We start from the raw sequence: 15,607 nt of genomic DNA, 5'->3' as shown, positions 1-15,607 counted from the left end.
AAAGGGATTTTGCTTGGAAGTGAGTGAGGACACTCACTTCGGCAACGGTTGGTCACTTCGGAGTCTTTCACTCATTTCGGCAATTGAAAACTGATTCCTAAAGATATGGGATTGGAGGAAATGAAAAAGGAATTCAGAAGGTTTGAATGAAAAATGTAATAGCAATCAAGCAGTTCCATTTCATCCCAAAAAATACCCCCGAAGGAAACCTCCGGGGCTAAAACTTATATCTAATCGTGTTTTTTATTCCACCACCAGCTTTCTTGCTGCCAGGTGATGGTCAGATACAGGCTTGTGATTGTCCAGTCCGATGATGCTGACATGACCTCCATTTTCCTCGTACTCGTGCTGGAATCGGTGTAGATTTTCCATGACGGAGTGATCCACCAGCTTGGTGTTTTTCAAGTCGATGGTGAGGTTAAATCCTGAAGGAATCTCCTCCAATTTCTTTTTGATGGTGAGAAAATTAGAGAATACCGCTGCTTCTTCGATCTCCACGAGGTAATTATTACCATTGGAAGAAACCAAAATCGGAGCCTTAAACAATGTTTTAAATGAAGCACCATTGATCAGGTGAAGGATTACTTTGAGCAAAATACCGGCTGCAATACCGATCAGCAAATCTTCCACCAGGGTAAAGACAATGGTCACCAGGAAGATCGCCAATTGCTCTTTACCGATTTTGAAGGTATTGACAAACTCCTTCGGATGGGCCAGTTTGATGCCTACGGTAATCAACATGGCCGCCAGTGCAGCATTCGGGATCATCTCGATCACTGGGGTAGCTACCAAAACAAACACCAGGATAAACATTCCATGGAAGAAATTGGCCCAGCGGGTTTTTGCACCCTGATTCACATTGGCCGAGCTACGTGCCACTTCTGAGATCATCGGTAAGCCTCCCAAGAAGGCACTTAGGGTATTACCCACCCCTACTGCGATGAGGTCTTTGTTGTTGTCTGATTTCCTGCGGAAAGGATCAGCCAGATCGATGGCTTTCACGGTCAAAAGTGACTCAAGTGAACCCACCAAGGCAAACATGATCACATACTTGATAAACACGCCGGACTGGGCAATTCCAGAAAAGTCAGCATTGAAATTCAGGTTATCAGTCAAGCTGCCAATATGAAGCAAGGCGTAGGCGGGTTCGGTATGCGCAAAGTCCATGGCCAATTCGGAAGGAATCGCTACGATCAATACCATCAGAGGAGCTGGGATTTTTCCGAGCTTGAAATCTTTGATGTAAGGCCATCCCAACATAATTGCCAAGCTGTAAACCCCGATCATCGTCGCTCTAGGATCAAAGTTGGCAAAGAACGTAGGAATCGAAGTGATCATGGATACAATGGTCAATCCCTTGTACAGCTCTGGATTCACATCCAGCAGCACAGGGATTTGCTTTACAATGATGATGATTCCAATCGCCGCCAGCATGCCGTGAATGGCAGACAGCGGGAAGATGTCGGCTAGTTTGCCCAGCTTCAAGAAGCCAAAACCCACCTGCACGATACCGGCCACCACCATCGCACCAAGTGCCAGCTTCCAGCCAATCTCCCCACCTCCGAAATCAGCTACTGCGCCTGCTACGACTACGATCAGTCCAGCTGCCGGACCCTTGATCGTCAGTTTAGAACCCGAAATCAAACTCACCACCATCCCACCGATGATGGCAGTAATCAATCCCATGATGGGAGGAAAATCAGAAGCTTTGGCAATACCCAAACTCAAAGGCATGGCAAGAAGGAATACCACAAAACCCGCAGTCATATCTGCAGCGAAGTTTTCTTTTAGTCCGGCCCAACCGTCTTTGGGCACTTGGATTTTTGATGTTGTTTTCATTGTTGAAATATTTTGATGGGATGAAATCCCAAATGATCAATTAGGAATGTTTGATGATAGATTTGTCAGAAATTCTGAAGAGAGAAAATTCGGACTTCTGTTCGGGTGATTGTTCGGATTTATTCCGCTTAAAGCCTAAAAACAGCCTTGCGAAAATTCGGACTGCCGCTATCCCTTCCATCACAAAAGCCAAGGCCGCCAAAAACGCCAGAAGGTATTGGTCCTCATGAATGTGGCTAAACAGCAAGTCTTCCCCGATGAAAGTAGGACTGATTGGAAAGCCCATTAATCCCAGTACACTCAAGAGAAACAGAAAGGCCAATACCGGGTATCGCTTCACATAGCCTTGGTAATCAAACAGGCCGGATTGTCCGAGGTGACCTTTCATCCATGAGATGATGAACAGACCGGAAAGTCCAAAGACAATCACGCCACTGAGGTACATACCAATCTCCAGGTAAGAGAAGTTTTCGTTTTCGGCAATGGCCAAGACCATCCAGAAATGATTCATCATCAACATGGTCCAAGCCAATCGAGCTGATTTTCGCTCGGTAAAGGACTTGAGCACCATCATCAAAGCAATAAAGGCAAAGGCAGTAGGCAATACGCTGTGCACAAAAACCGGCAACTTATACCCTGTCAACAACAGGTATAATCCCAACAGGTAGCTCGGGACAAAGTAGAGCAGCACCGTACGATAGCTCAAGAAATCCAGCTTGTGCCCCAGCTTTTTGAGGGGATTAAAGACTACCTTGTTGATGAAGCGGTCGAGGTTCCATTCTTTCAGGCTCCAGACATAAAAGGAGATCCGAAGACGATTCATCCAGGAGCTTTCCACCTTTTTGGCTTTTGGCTCAAAACCGTAAAACTGCTCTCGGATCAGGTAAGCCACCACCGAGGGAGACACTAGGAGCTGATAAGTCCTCAAGAAGGCATTTCCCATAAAGTGCACCAAAGCCAAGACTTCCAATCCCGCGGCCACTTCGATAAACATGATCCCGATTTGGGTGAGCGAAGCGTAGCCGATTTGGGTTTTGACGGAGGTTTGCACCCGTGCAATCATCGTGGAAACGATCGCTGTGGTCAATCCCATCAGACCAATCAATACCCGGACAGTCAGTTGATTTTCCCAGAAAGGGAACGTTCTCAGCAAAAGAAACACACCCAAATGCACCGAAAGCGAACCATAGAAAATGGCCGAAGAGGGTGTGGGGCCTTCCATGGCACGTGGTAACCAAGAGGAGAAGGGAAACTGTGCTGACTTGGCGGCTGCCGCAAGGAGGAGCATCAAGGCAATGAACAAACCAATGCCGGTATGCCCCACAAGGTGCTCTGATACCAATTGAGCATTACTCAGCTTCAGAAAGGTGACATTTTCATGCCAGAGGTGATGGCTTGCCCACATGGCCAAAATCAATCCCACATCTCCGATTCGGTAGATGGAAAAGACCTTGATGGAGTTTCGGGTGGGAAGCAGATTTTCCCTGTAAAACGCCACCAGCAAGAAGGAAGACAATCCCAAAATCTCCCATCCTACGAACAACGTTTCAAAATTTCCAGCCAAAACGGTGATATTGAAACCTACATAGAAGAAGAGAACAGTATTAAAGAATCGCTTGTAGCCGCTTTCCCGGTGCAGGTAGTATCGGCTGTAAAAGGTGATCAGAAAAGTCAAAACCGCTCCTACCACCACATACACCGCTCCTACCCGATCAAAGAAAAAGTCTATCAAAAACTCGAAATGATCGGTCTTGAAGAGGACAAATTCCTTGAGGTTGAGCGCCTGAAAGCCCACGCCTGCCCAGAAAACCAGGAACACCAGAATACTGGCCAAATTGATCCCCGCAGTGTAAAAAGCAACTCGGGAAAGCAGCTTCTCCTTCCGCTCCGGAACCAATAAACTAACCAAAAAGCCCACGAGAGGTATCCCTATCATGAACTGAATCCAAAGTGCGAGTTCCATCAGAGTGAGTCGATTAAGTAAACCGGAAGATTTTCTTTGGTGCTCAGGAGCTTGTCCTGCAAGTGATCGAGGTGATCGATGTGAGACTCGGGCGTGTATTCAACAAACCCTTCATCTGTAAAGCGAAGCAGTAAACGGGACTTGGGATCAATGATCACAAAGTGCACCCAGTAATTTTTCACCCATTCGTAGGTCGCCGGATTGGACTTCAAGACCTCAAGCACCAGATCGGGATATTGCTCCACGATCATCATGAGTCGAATCGGATCATGGATCTCCACCATTTGGTAAGGCAAGCCTGTTCGTAAGTCCCCGTCTGCCCCATTGGCTACACCGATCAGGCCCATCACATTGTGAGGCAGCTTGGTACCGGCACCAAGTCGGTCAGGATCCATGCGGGAGAAATAATACTCCAGATTAATACCACCACAAACCGGTGCAGCAGCCCCGAGGATTTTGGCGAGGGCTTTTCCCTGAGGATCTTTTCTGTAGTCGTAGGAATTCAGAAATGCACGGCGATCAAAAAAGAGCCCTTTGATGGTGGACTTTCGGGACACGATGCACAGCGCATTGGTCGCGTGGTTGTATTCCGGACGAGGCTCAAAGAGGGAAAAGGCACGCTTTTTTACCGCTTCATGGAGTCCGGCAAGAGGCTTATTTTTCTTCAGCGTATCAAATCTCCTGGCACGCTCCAGCGAGTTGATGTCCAGAGCCTTGGCAAACTTCTGTTGATGCGAAGCATGCAAGGTCTGATTGGAAGCAGAGAGAACCTCTTCATCAAAAAAGACGATTTCATCCTTAGTCGTATCATGTAAGCCACCCAAAAACTGAGTGTCTTCCGGAATCACTATTCCCCGCTCGGCAAGTACTTTTCTTACCTCAGCATGATTGGCCATGTGTGCTGCCACTCGGGCATTGACCGATCCCGGTCTGCCGCAACACGCCCCACAGTCATAGCCTGCATAGTGCGTATTGTTAATGCTTGATGCTCCATGACCAACGAAATACACCAAGGAAGAAAAGTTTTCCAAAAGACCTATGCTTCGGAGTAGCCCTTCTACCCGATCGGCCATTTCCTCCACTTTGAACCCAACTTGGAGTCCATTCTCTTCCAATCCCTGATACTCAATCGTCAAGGTTCCTTTGGGATCCATGTGATTAAAACTGGAAACTTCCAAAGCTGAGGAACTGGGTCGAAGCACATTGCCCACCAGCTTCAGTGCGGACCAAAAACCCAGCGTCTGCGCACTTAACCAGCCTCTTACGAGTGAGTGACTGTTTTGGTGAAAGTGGACATCCTTGGCCAGTTTTTTATGATTTGCCGATTCCTTGATCAGGTATTTAGGAGTGACAGGTGCAGGACAGGATTTGGTGTGAAACTTCCCGTATTCAGGTTGAAAGTAAAATTCCACATTGAAGAAGCCGGGTGTGCCATAGGTTGCACAGGCAGGATCGATGTATTCCAAGTGTCTCCGAGTACTACACTCTCTGTCATCAATGCAGAATAGGGCCTGAAAACTAGGAGCACTTGGCTTGGGTACCTGAGGCGATACCGCAGCAATTCCCGCCAATACCTCATCGTAATAACTCCATTCAAAAGCCTCCTGCCAGCACTGCAAGACCAGATCAGCTTCTTCAAAAAGCGTGGCATCAAACAATTCTTGGGTAGGATGCGGAAATCGAACACCCAAGGGACTCCAGTTTTCACCGAATTTTTGATCCAAGGCATCGATTTCGAGTAGGCACTCAAATTTGATCACGTCCTCCAGGGTAATCGGCTTGGCATCCAAGAGAGATTCGGGTTGGGACTCCAAGACAGAGACCATTCCCGACCAGCCCGGATGTGCAAACTGCTGGTCAAACAGGTACCAACCGTAAGAATCGGGATCTCCGACAAGGATTTCCAAGAGCTCGGTAAGTTCTAGCTGATCTTTCTCCAGAAGTGATTGTGCTCGTTTGGAACGTACTATAGGAGAAAGACTTTCCTTGTGGAGCCTACGAACAGAATCCAAAAACCCTTTGGCTTCCACCGGAAAGGACCAAATCGAAATCCCCTGGTCGAGGTAGGCTGCAATCATCCGAAACAAAAACGGATGGGTGACTTTATTGAGGTTGAAGTGATAATCCGATCTCCAATGGGCACGAAATTGGCCGATTTTAGGATCTGAATAGGATTCTACGGACTCATCGAGCAACTTGACCAGCCAATCGTTGGCAGACTTACCAAAGTGCTCCTCGAGTACTTTTTTGATAATTACTCCTTTAATCTTTCCTTCTCTGTAGAGTTGTCTATACTCTTCCAGAGAAAGAAATCCCTGATAGCCAAACTGACTATTGGCTTGCTTTAGTGCCTGAAAAAAAGGCAAATGCTGAAATGCATGTAAGGTATTATGATGGACGAAGTCCTTCAGCGGGGCTTGTGCAGGAAGAAAATGCCTGAGTTCATGCAGGATTTCTTCCATACCCAAAGCACCCGGCTTGGTATGATGTTTCATAGAATGTCAATCTGAGTAAGTATAATGGCCCAGTTTATGGACCAAAATCCCGCGACAAGAAGTTTCGGGAAAAGCTTGACCAAATGGTCTTAGCTTAGCTCAGATGGATTTTCCAAGAATGAAAAATGTCGTAAAGAGGAGGAAGACTGCCCCGAATAGCTTTGGTGCCAAACTCTGAGTTTGGTACCAACTCATGGGCTGAAGAAAGAAAATCAGGTGTTAAATCGGAGCAAAAACCTAAAAAAGAATCGCTTTCAGCTTCTACCCGTTCTTCATTTTCGAGTTTTCTTATCAAGCTAATGTTTCCCTCAAACCAATTTGGATCTGAATAGAGGGATTCCTGAGTCGGAGTGCTTGATTGACAGTGAAGCTGATCTCCTGAATGATCCTGAATGGAATATCCGCCCCAACTTCCTTGGATAGCCAAGGAAAGCCGTAAAAAGAGGGTGATAAGACTCAGAAATGAAATCATGGATTCAAGAAAACTTCGAAATATAAATTTAATTTTTCAAAGTGATAAATATGTTTAATTTTTATTAACAAAAAATCAGCAATTGATTCAAACTCTGAACAATTTTGTAAATAAGTCCCTGATCCACTGCATCGAAGAAATGGTCAAAATTTAAAAAATCAACTGAAAGGCCTGCTGCTTAATTTTTCACCAAGACAGTCCCACCATAAAGGCTTCCAAACATTAAGGGTTGACCATCAATGAAATCAGATACCGATGAATTGAAGACTCTACCTCCTACTACAACTGACCCAGGACTCATATTGAACAAAAATCCATATCGCGACAAATCGCTGGGAGTCTGAAGAATGATAGTGCCACCTGCAACATTGAGCTCTACTCGGTTAGCAAGTCCCACATTTTCACCTTTTACTTCTCCCCTCCCAGCTGATGCAGCTGAGAGTTGACCTACTTGTTGGATAGATACTAATCCTCCAGGGCTATTAGCGGCGGCAAGACTCATTGTCTCCACATTCTGCACAGTTATCTTTCCTCCCTCTGTAAATACTCCTAGTATTCCTTTACAATTCTGAATACTACCTAAACCACCCAGAAGATTTACAAAAAAGTCTTCACTTTCGATCTGATTAGCAGAAAATACACCTGTATTTTGCATCACCAAAAGTTCTTTTGCCTTGATATTTTGAAGGGCAACTTCTCCTGACTTATGATCGATTTGAATACGTTCTGTTTCCAAATTAGCGATCAAGATTTTACCGATACCACCCACTATTTTGAATTCCAAATTACCTGGAGTTTTGATTTCTATTAAACCGGCAGTGGGATTCACATTGTTGCGAATGTTGTCCAAGTCAAGGACTATTCGGCCAAACTGTCTATTGACTTTCAGCAGGGGACTAAATTCATTTTCCCTAACCAGCTTTGCATCAATTAGAGTTTCTTTCAAAGATTGGTCACCAATAATTCTAACTTCCAATCCACCAGGATTAATCTCTAAATATTCAAGGTAATCGACCTTAACATTTACTTCTTGATCTCTTACTTGATCTAGATTACAAGAAAAAATAAAGATTAAAAAAACTAAACCTAAGCAACCCTTTTTCATAAATCCAATCAATAAAACGAATTCTTTAAATTAGTATAACCGGCTAAATCGACCTAAGAAAGCCTCAATTTTTATGGCTTATTTGCTATGAATTAAGAATTCATTCGATTCTGAATCAAGTCGAAATACTTTTGGATACCTTTAAATAAAGCTTTAAGTAACCAAACCAATTTCTAATCTTCCAGAAACTATGAAAACCCTAGGAATTTTTGCCTTTAATGACATGGAGGTCCTTGACTTTGCCGGACCATTTGAAGTTTTCTCTGTAGCCAATCAACTTTCAGGCTACAAACTCCTGAAAATCCGTGTAGCCTCTGCCGATAAAAAAACGATCATTGCCAAAAACGGACTTGAAATCAAAGCTGACTTTAGATTAGCAGATTTGGAAAACTTAGACTATCTGGTAATTCCCGGGGGTGACGGCACCAAAAAGGTGATTCAGCGAAAGGAAGTCCTAAACCACATCAAAAGGCTTACTTCTCAATCTTCTTGGACCATGAGTGTGTGTTCGGGTTCTCGAATTCTAGGAAAAACAGGATTTTTGGATCACAAGCCCTATTGCACCCATCATGAGGTTTTTGACAGCATGCGTGAAATCGTACCTTCGGGAGTTCCCCAACGGGACCTTCGATTTGTACAAAGTGATCAGCAAATCTGGACAGCGGCAGGGATTTCGGCGGGCATTGATTTGGCCTTACATCTTACCGAATTGACTTTTGGAAAAGCGCTCGCAGAGCAAACCGCAGCGTACATGGAATATTACCCTTACCTAGCTAAAAAATGATAGCAGCTACTCCCTCTCCTCCCTATTATGCAGTCATTTTCACCAATCTCCGAACCGAAATAGACGAGGGCTATGGTGAGATGGCCGAGGAAATGGTACGGCTTGCAGAGCTGCAGCCTGGCTATCTCGGCCATGAAAGCGTGCGAAATGGATTAGGAATTACCATTTCCTATTGGGAAAGCCTCGAAGCCATCAAAAACTGGAAAGCAAACACCGACCATCTGGTCGCTCAGAAGTATGGAAGGGAAAAATGGTATGCTTCCTTCAAAACCCGAATCGCCTTGGTAGAGCGGGATTATGGATTTGAAAGAGAATAGAAAATCGTTTGGATATTAATTCGAGATTACTCTTCATATCAGACCTGTCAGGTTTTGAAAACCTGACAGGTCTTTTTGGAGAATTTTTCTACTTCCCCTTCTCCAGTTCACTTTTCAGCAGCTTGACCCGATCCCTGATCTCCATGGTAGTCAAATCCAAGTTAAGCGAAGTAGCTTTTAGAAAGTCTTGCACCGCACCGGAGTGATCCGTGGATTTGCCTTCAGCCAAAGTCACATAGCGCATAGTGGACCACAAGACGGTTTTCAGTTGGGTCTTAGAATCGTCCGTCATGTAGTATTCCACCACGATGGTATTGTGATTGTGCCAAAGAATACGACTCATGATCCGTACCCACTCACCCACCATGGCAGGCTTGACATAGCTGATGTTGTGATTGTACACTACCCAAGCTGCTTTGTACACTCGAATCAGATCAATGATTTCCAAGCCATACAATTTGGGAACCTGATCCTCACGAGCGTTGAAGAAATAATCAAAGTACTTGGCATTATTCAGATGGCGGAGCGGATCACAATCCTGAAACCGGATGACCACTCGACTTTCAGTCTCTTTGGGATAATGCTTTTCGGAGTTGTATTCAAACATGATTAAAGGTCTTTGCTGGTTAAAATATGTATGCCTGCGGCCGCCATTTCTTTGATGGCTTTTGCCCCATCTTCGGGATTTATGTTTACTGCAAGGGTAGCATCCGTGATGAGAGAGGTTTCAAATCCCAGACTTTGAGCATCCAAAGCGGTAAACTTGACGCAGTAATCCAAAGCCAATCCACAGACGAATACTTTTCGGATTCCTTTTTCCTTCAGGTAATCTCCCAAACCCGTGGCTCCCCTTCTGGCATTGTCAAAAAAACCAGAATAAGAATCCACTTCCGGGTTTTTCCCTTTTTGAAAAATCGCCTCCCAACGACCCTGATCGAGATCGGGATGAAATTCCGCCCCTTTAGTACCCTGCACACAGTGAACCGGCCACAAAGTCTGGTTTAGCCCAAACAAGTCGATTTGATCGTAGGGATTTTTTCCAGCATGATTTGCCGCAAAGCTTCCATGATCTGCCGGGTGAAAATCCTGAGTGGCAATGACATGCTCAAACTTTCCCTGAAAAGAATTGATCAAAGGAATGATTTGGTCACCTTCCTTTACCTCCAAGGCTCCTCCGGGTATAAAATCATGTTGCACATCCACCAAGATCAGTGCGGCATCCGAATAGTTATGCTTCATCTTCAAATTTATTTGCCTTTAACACCAACTCCATCCGCAAATGGTGCAGATTTTCTTCCAATCCTACGGGATACGTATGCGGATTGATGAGTCGCTTATGGGTTTTGTCGAATGCTTCCAACTGCAAATTAGATCGCTCTCGGATCGCAGCAAGACTCGGAAGTTGATAAACCAATTCACCTTGCTTGAAGATCGGCTTGAGCAAGTCTTCTTCTTTGTAAAATGCCGGCATGAGTCTCTTTCTCCGGGTCGCATCATTGGGATCGATGATCACGACTCCTTTTGGATCGATCTCCTGACCTTCCAAATAGATCATATCCGCTACGGCTTTGCCGTTGCTGAAGTAGCGCTTGATCGTGTGAATTCCCGGAACGTTGATTTTCAGTGATTGCTGAGAGACTTTGACTTTGGGTTCCCACACACCTTCCGCGTTTTTCACAGCCGATAATTTATAGACGGCTCCTAGCGCAGGCTGATCAAAGGCAGTAACGAGCTTGGTCCCCACTCCCCACACATCGATGGCGGCATCTTGGGTTTTAAGTGAAGAAATGATATGCTCGTCGAGATCATTGGAAGCCACAATTTTGGCATTGGGGAACCCTGCCTCATCCAGTAGCTGACGTGCTTGCACGGAGTAGTAGGCCAAGTCGCCGGAATCAATACGAATGCCAACCATTTCCTTTCCTTTGCTGCGCAAAATCTCCCCCACTTTGATCGCGTTTTTCACCCCGTGAAGTGTCTCGTATGTATCCACCAAAAAGACACATTGATCCGGAAATGCTTCGGCATACGCCTCGAAAGCTTCTATTTCAGTTTCAAAAGACATGATCCAGCTGTGGGCATGCGTACCGGAAACAGGAATACCAAAAAGCTTTCCTGCCATCACGTTGCTGGTGGAAGTGCAGCCACCAATGTAAGAGGCCCTACTGGCAGCCAATGCCCCGTCGATCCCCTGTGCTCTTCTCAGACCAAACTCCAAGACAGGTGCACCTTGAGCTGCCAAATTAATGCGGGCCGCTTTGGTGGCAATGAGCGTTTGGAAGTTGATGATATTTAAAAGAGGGGTTTCCAGCAATTGACACTGAATCAAAGGACCTTTGACCCGGATCAGCGGGGCATTGGGGAAAACCACCGTACCTTCCTCCACCGCATCGATGTCACAGGTAAATTTTAAACCCTTCAGATAGTCCAAAAAACCGGACTCAAACACCGGAGAGCCGTCCTTTTGCTTCATCTCCCGCAGGTAGCTCAGGTCCTCTGCTTCAAATTTGAAATTTTTACAAAAATCCACCACATAGTCCAATCCTGCCGCCAAGGTAAAGCCCCCCTCAAAAGGGTTCTTTCGAAAGAACAGATTAAACACCGCCTCCTGTTCTCCTTTTCCCGATTTCCAATACGCATACGCCATGGTAAGCTGGTAGAAATCAGTCAGAAGGACAAGGTTGCTTTGGTAGAGGTCTTTGGTGATTTTCATCAAATTCAATTTTTCAAATATTGATCACAGTTCAAATTAAAAAATTATTTCACTCTTAAATTCAAGAAAATCCCAATCAACACCAACCCCATACCCAAGTAAGAGGCAAAAGGGAAGGTTTCTCCAAAGAGAAAAAATCCAAATATCAAGGCATAAAGGACTCCCATGTAACTTAAGCTAGAGACCCGCGAGAGATTGCCCGTCTGGTATGCCACAGTCATAAAATATTGAGCGCTCTGGGTACAGATGCCAATCCAAAGTAAAATAAGCCAATCCCAACCCGAGGGCATAGCCCAGTCGAAATACATCAAAATCGAGGCTACCGGCATGGTTACCAATGGAAAATAGAACACGATGACCAAAGGATGCTCGGAAGTTTTCAGCTTGCGGATCATATTATAGGCAATTCCTGCAGCCAAGGCAGAAATAAGTCCCATTCCTGCACTCAGTGCATCCACTCTTGGGTCAAAGCCTTGAATGATGAGCACGCCGGCAAATGCCATGGCGAAGTAGATAAATTGTATGGGGCGGACTTTTTCCTTCAAAATAAATACACCCAAAATCGTGGTGAATATCGGCGACAAGTATTGCATGGTCACCGCGCTGGCCAAAGGAATCCGCTGAAGGGTGTAAAAGAATAAGATCAAACTGATCGAACCCACAATCCCACGGGTAATCAAATTGGGTTTGTTGTTACCGAAGACGGGAATCCCTTTCTTTCCAAGAACGATCACGGTGAAAATCAGACTGAAAACCGATCTAAACCAAACAATCTCGATGGCTGGAATGTGAGGGATATATTTGACAGACACATTCATCATGGCAAAAAATATTCCTGCCAGAAGCATGGACTGAACGGGACTGATTTTCAAGGTTGGGTGGATTTATCAGGTACTTGGAGATACAAAGCTATTTCAAAGAGGGATAGTTCTAAGAAACAAAAATTTGTTTGGATAAAACCTTACGCCGAGTGGTATGGTTTTGATGAAAAATAAATTCAATGGCACTCGAATTAGGCACAGCCGCTCCGGATTTCACTCTTCCTTCTACTTCAGATAAAAAAATTTCCCTTTCCAAAGACCTGAAAGGTAAAGCCCTGATTCTTTTCTTTTATCCCAAAGACTTCACTCGAGGTTGTACGGCCGAGGCATGTGAATTTAGAGATCAGTTTGCCGAGTTCAGAGATTTGGACATTCCCGTATTTGGCATCAGTAGAGACGACATTCCTACTCATGAAAAATTCAAAAAGGCTTACAAATTGCCATTTGACTTACTTTCGGACGAGTCGGGAAAAGTCTGTAAAGCATATGATGCCCTGATTCCCCTGGTCAAAATGCCTAAGCGAGTCACCTACCTATTGGACAGTGAGCACAACATTGCAGGGATTTACGAAGGACTTTTCGAAAACAAATCCCATGTGGATGCCATGCTCCGCAAAGTGAAAAAGTAATCAGGAGGAAATAATCAGTCCGTCTTTCATCACCACCTTTCGGTCAGCCATCCCGGCGAGTTCTTCATTGTGCGTGACGATGACAAAGGCGAGTTTTAACTCATCTCTCAACCTAAAAAACAACTCATGCAATCCTCGGGCATTGTTAGTATCCAAGTTTCCGCTTGGCTCATCAGCAAAGACGACCTGAGGATGATTGATCAATGCTCTGGCCACGGCCACACGCTGCTGCTCGCCACCGGAAAGCTCAGAAGGTTTGTGGTCAAGTCGGTGGCTGATTCCCAAGATTTCTGATAATTCTCCAGCTCTTTTGGTAAGTTCTGATTCAGTTTTTCCTTGGATAAATCCTGGGATGAAGATGTTTTCTAAGGCTGTAAATTCAGGCAGCAGATTGTGGAATTGAAAAATAAACCCGATCGAATCATTTCTAAACTCGGCAAGACGATCCCCTTTGAGTTGGATCAGATTTTTGCCATTCATGGCTAGTTCGCCTTTGTCAGGCTGATCAAGCGTACCCAGAATATGGAGCAAGGTGCTTTTGCCTGCTCCGGACGAACCGACGATGGACACTATTTCGGAGGCGGAAATTTCCAAATCCACTCCTTTCAATACGTGTAAACTTCCGTAGGATTTATGAATCCCTTTGGCAATCAGCATGGTATCTTTTTTTGAGTTTTTAAAAGTAAAACAAATCCCTCAAATCCAGGAATTAAGAGGCTTTTTTGCCAAAAATTGAAAAAGGCTGGTTTGATTTATCCACCTCATCCGCTTATCTTCGGGCAAAAATTTAAGAAGCATGAACATTCACGAATATCAGGCTAAAGAAGTACTTAAAGGGTACGGTGTTAGAATTCAGGAAGGGATCGTGGCAGATTCTCCTGAGGCTGCACACGAAGCCGCTGTAAAACTCAATGCTCAGACAGGTACATCCTGGTACGTGATCAAAGCTCAAATTCATGCCGGTGGCCGTGGTAAAGGTGAGGTAAAAGAAACAGGCTCCAGAGGTGTAGTACTTGCCAAAAAACTGGAAGATGTGAAGGAAAAGGCAGCTGCTATCCTTGGTGGCACCTTGGTTACTATTCAAACAGGCGCTGAAGGCAAAAAAGTAAATAAAGTTTTGATCGCTGAGGACGTATACTATCCAGGCGCATCAGAACCAAAAGAATATTACATGTCTATCCTTTTGGACAGAGCTACGGGATCCAATGTGATCATGGCCTCTACCGAAGGCGGAATGGACATCGAGGAGGTTGCTGAGCACCATCCGGAAAAAATCATCAAAGAGTGGATCGATCCTAAAGTAGGTCTTCAGGGCTTCCAGGCTAGAAAAGTTGCTTTCAAATTGGGACTTTCTGGCACGGCTCATAAAGAAATGGTGAAATTCATCACATCTCTTTACAATGCTTACGTTGCAACTGACTCTTCTCAGTTTGAAATCAACCCGGTGCTAAAAACTTCTGACGACAAGATCTTGGCGGTTGACGCTAAAGTAAATCTGGATGATAATGCCTTATATCGTCAGCCAAAATTGGCTGAATTGAGAGATTTGGCAGAAGAAGATCCTTTGGAAGTAGAAGCTGGAAAATCTGGTCTGAACTATGTGAAACTTGACGGAAACGTAGGTTGTATGGTTAACGGAGCCGGCCTTGCCATGGCGACCATGGATATGATCAAGCTGTCAGGCGGCGAGCCTGCTAACTTCCTTGACGTAGGAGGAGGAGCAAATGCAACCACCGTAGAAGCAGGTTTCAGAATTATCCTTCAGGACCCAAATGTAAAGGCCATCTTAATCAACGTATTTGGAGGCATTGTACGTTGCGACAGAATCGCAAACGGTGTGGTAGAAGCTTACAAAACAATCGGAGACATCCGAGTGCCAATCATCGTGAGACTCCAGGGTACCAATGCGGAAGAAGGAGCAAAAATCATCGACGAATCTGGCTTGAAAGTATTTTCAGCAATTACCTTGAAAGAAGCTGCAGACAGAGTAAAAGCTGCTCTTGAAGCTTAAAATAGATTACGCACTCGTAGTTCAACTGGATAGAATATCGGATTTCGGCTCCGAGGGTTGAGGGTTCGAATCCTTCCGAGTGTACAAAAGCTCAGACGAAAGTCTGGGCTTTTTTTGTTTATGGGAGCAGAGCACGGTTAGGAATGAGCTATGATGATCTATGGCTTTGCTGTCCATTTCAGGAAATCAACATTTTCCAAAATAATCTTTGCCAGCCCTCACCATTTCTAAATAATGAATTAATAAACAGCCTCACTTTTTATCATTTTAAAATTGAGGATTGTAGCTAGGCCCAAGAATTTTTTCCAGCATAAAATTAACCGTAGGCCCCTTTAAAAAAGATTAAACCCTTGATTATGATCCCTTGGTTTTTGAATTGAGTAATTGGTGGAGCCAATTGAAAAAATTGAACTATTCCAAGACTTTAAAATAAAAAAGCAGGAGTATAACCCCTGCCC

General features: G+C 44.8%; 14 protein-coding genes and 1 tRNA gene. 5 read left to right on the top strand and 10 right to left on the bottom strand.

Annotated features, from left to right (window positions below):
- Positions 1–243: 243 nt before the first annotated feature.
- The 5 genes from ACFPIK_RS05520 to ACFPIK_RS05500 all read right to left on the bottom strand — a co-directional run bounded on the left by ACFPIK_RS05520 (position 244) and on the right by ACFPIK_RS05500 (position 7,886).
- Complete coding sequence (locus ACFPIK_RS05520) at positions 244–1,839, bottom strand: SulP family inorganic anion transporter (protein ID WP_377913057.1); 1,596 nt, start codon at positions 1,837–1,839, stop codon at positions 244–246.
- Between the two features lie 40 nt (positions 1,840–1,879).
- Entirely contained in the window at positions 1,880–3,802 is a 1,923-nt protein-coding gene (locus ACFPIK_RS05515) for a proton-conducting transporter transmembrane domain-containing protein (RefSeq protein WP_377913055.1), read from the bottom strand.
- On the bottom strand, positions 3,802–6,297 hold the full coding sequence (locus ACFPIK_RS05510) for a YbcC family protein (protein ID WP_377913053.1): 2,496 nt from the start codon (positions 6,295–6,297) through the stop codon (positions 3,802–3,804). Before ACFPIK_RS05510 ends, ACFPIK_RS05515 begins: the two co-directional genes overlap by 1 nt.
- Positions 6,298–6,391: 94 nt before the next feature.
- Positions 6,392–6,769 carry a hypothetical protein gene (locus ACFPIK_RS05505; RefSeq protein ID WP_377913051.1) on the bottom strand — a complete coding sequence of 126 codons (378 nt, stop codon included), beginning with the start codon at positions 6,767–6,769 and terminating at the stop codon, positions 6,392–6,394.
- A 178-nt stretch (positions 6,770–6,947) separates the two neighbouring features.
- Complete coding sequence (locus ACFPIK_RS05500) at positions 6,948–7,886, bottom strand: DUF4097 family beta strand repeat-containing protein (RefSeq protein ID WP_377913049.1); 939 nt, start codon at positions 7,884–7,886, stop codon at positions 6,948–6,950.
- A gap of 178 nt (positions 7,887–8,064) precedes the next feature.
- On the opposite strand from ACFPIK_RS05500, the gene ACFPIK_RS05495 reads away from it, so the two are divergent.
- Complete coding sequence (locus ACFPIK_RS05495) at positions 8,065–8,658, top strand: DJ-1/PfpI family protein (RefSeq protein WP_377913048.1); 594 nt, start codon at positions 8,065–8,067, stop codon at positions 8,656–8,658.
- Positions 8,655–8,975: an antibiotic biosynthesis monooxygenase family protein gene (locus ACFPIK_RS05490; RefSeq protein ID WP_377913046.1), complete on the top strand. Its 321-nt coding sequence runs from the start codon at positions 8,655–8,657 to the stop codon at positions 8,973–8,975. The genes ACFPIK_RS05495 and ACFPIK_RS05490 overlap by 4 nt, the downstream gene beginning before the upstream one ends.
- Before the next feature lie 88 nt (positions 8,976–9,063).
- Here ACFPIK_RS05490 and ACFPIK_RS05485 read toward each other — a convergent pair whose 3' ends face one another.
- From ACFPIK_RS05485 to ACFPIK_RS05470, 4 genes are read right to left on the bottom strand one after another with little or no spacing between them, the layout of a single operon-like run.
- A complete protein-coding gene (locus ACFPIK_RS05485) occupies positions 9,064–9,582 on the bottom strand; it encodes an acyl-CoA thioesterase (RefSeq protein WP_377913044.1) in 519 nt (172 codons plus the stop codon).
- A 2-nt stretch (positions 9,583–9,584) separates the two neighbouring features.
- Positions 9,585–10,214, bottom strand: a complete 630-nt coding sequence (pncA, locus tag ACFPIK_RS05480; RefSeq protein ID WP_377913042.1) for a bifunctional nicotinamidase/pyrazinamidase — start codon at positions 10,212–10,214, stop codon at positions 9,585–9,587.
- The gene (locus ACFPIK_RS05475; RefSeq protein ID WP_377913041.1) at positions 10,204–11,688 is read right to left on the bottom strand and encodes a nicotinate phosphoribosyltransferase; all 1,485 of its coding nucleotides are present in this window, start codon (positions 11,686–11,688) and stop codon (positions 10,204–10,206) included. Before ACFPIK_RS05475 ends, pncA begins: the two co-directional genes overlap by 11 nt.
- Before the next feature lie 44 nt (positions 11,689–11,732).
- Entirely contained in the window at positions 11,733–12,536 is an 804-nt protein-coding gene (locus tag ACFPIK_RS05470) for a DMT family transporter (RefSeq protein ID WP_377913366.1), read from the bottom strand.
- A 152-nt stretch (positions 12,537–12,688) separates the two neighbouring features.
- Between ACFPIK_RS05470 and ACFPIK_RS05465 the strand changes: the two genes are divergently transcribed.
- Positions 12,689–13,138, top strand: coding sequence for a peroxiredoxin (locus ACFPIK_RS05465; protein WP_377913039.1), 450 nt, complete (start codon positions 12,689–12,691; stop codon positions 13,136–13,138).
- Here ACFPIK_RS05465 and ACFPIK_RS05460 read toward each other — a convergent pair whose 3' ends face one another.
- Positions 13,139–13,795 carry an ABC transporter ATP-binding protein gene (locus ACFPIK_RS05460; RefSeq protein ID WP_377913037.1) on the bottom strand — a complete coding sequence of 219 codons (657 nt, stop codon included), beginning with the start codon at positions 13,793–13,795 and terminating at the stop codon, positions 13,139–13,141.
- Positions 13,796–13,934: 139 nt separating this feature from the next.
- On the opposite strand from ACFPIK_RS05460, the gene sucC reads away from it, so the two are divergent.
- Both sucC and ACFPIK_RS05450 read left to right on the top strand, forming a co-directional pair.
- The gene (gene sucC / locus ACFPIK_RS05455) at positions 13,935–15,149 is read left to right on the top strand and encodes an ADP-forming succinate--CoA ligase subunit beta (RefSeq protein WP_377913035.1); all 1,215 of its coding nucleotides are present in this window, start codon (positions 13,935–13,937) and stop codon (positions 15,147–15,149) included.
- 10 nt (positions 15,150–15,159) lie between these two features.
- Positions 15,160–15,233 (top strand) — tRNA-Arg (locus tag ACFPIK_RS05450).
- The last annotated feature ends 374 nt before the right edge of the window (positions 15,234–15,607 follow it).

Source organism: Algoriphagus aquatilis, assembly GCF_042657405.1.
Taxonomy (GTDB): domain Bacteria; phylum Bacteroidota; class Bacteroidia; order Cytophagales; family Cyclobacteriaceae; genus Algoriphagus; species Algoriphagus aquatilis.
The sequence above is the reverse complement of the archived record's forward strand: the minus strand, read 5'-3'. Positions and strand labels throughout refer to the sequence as shown.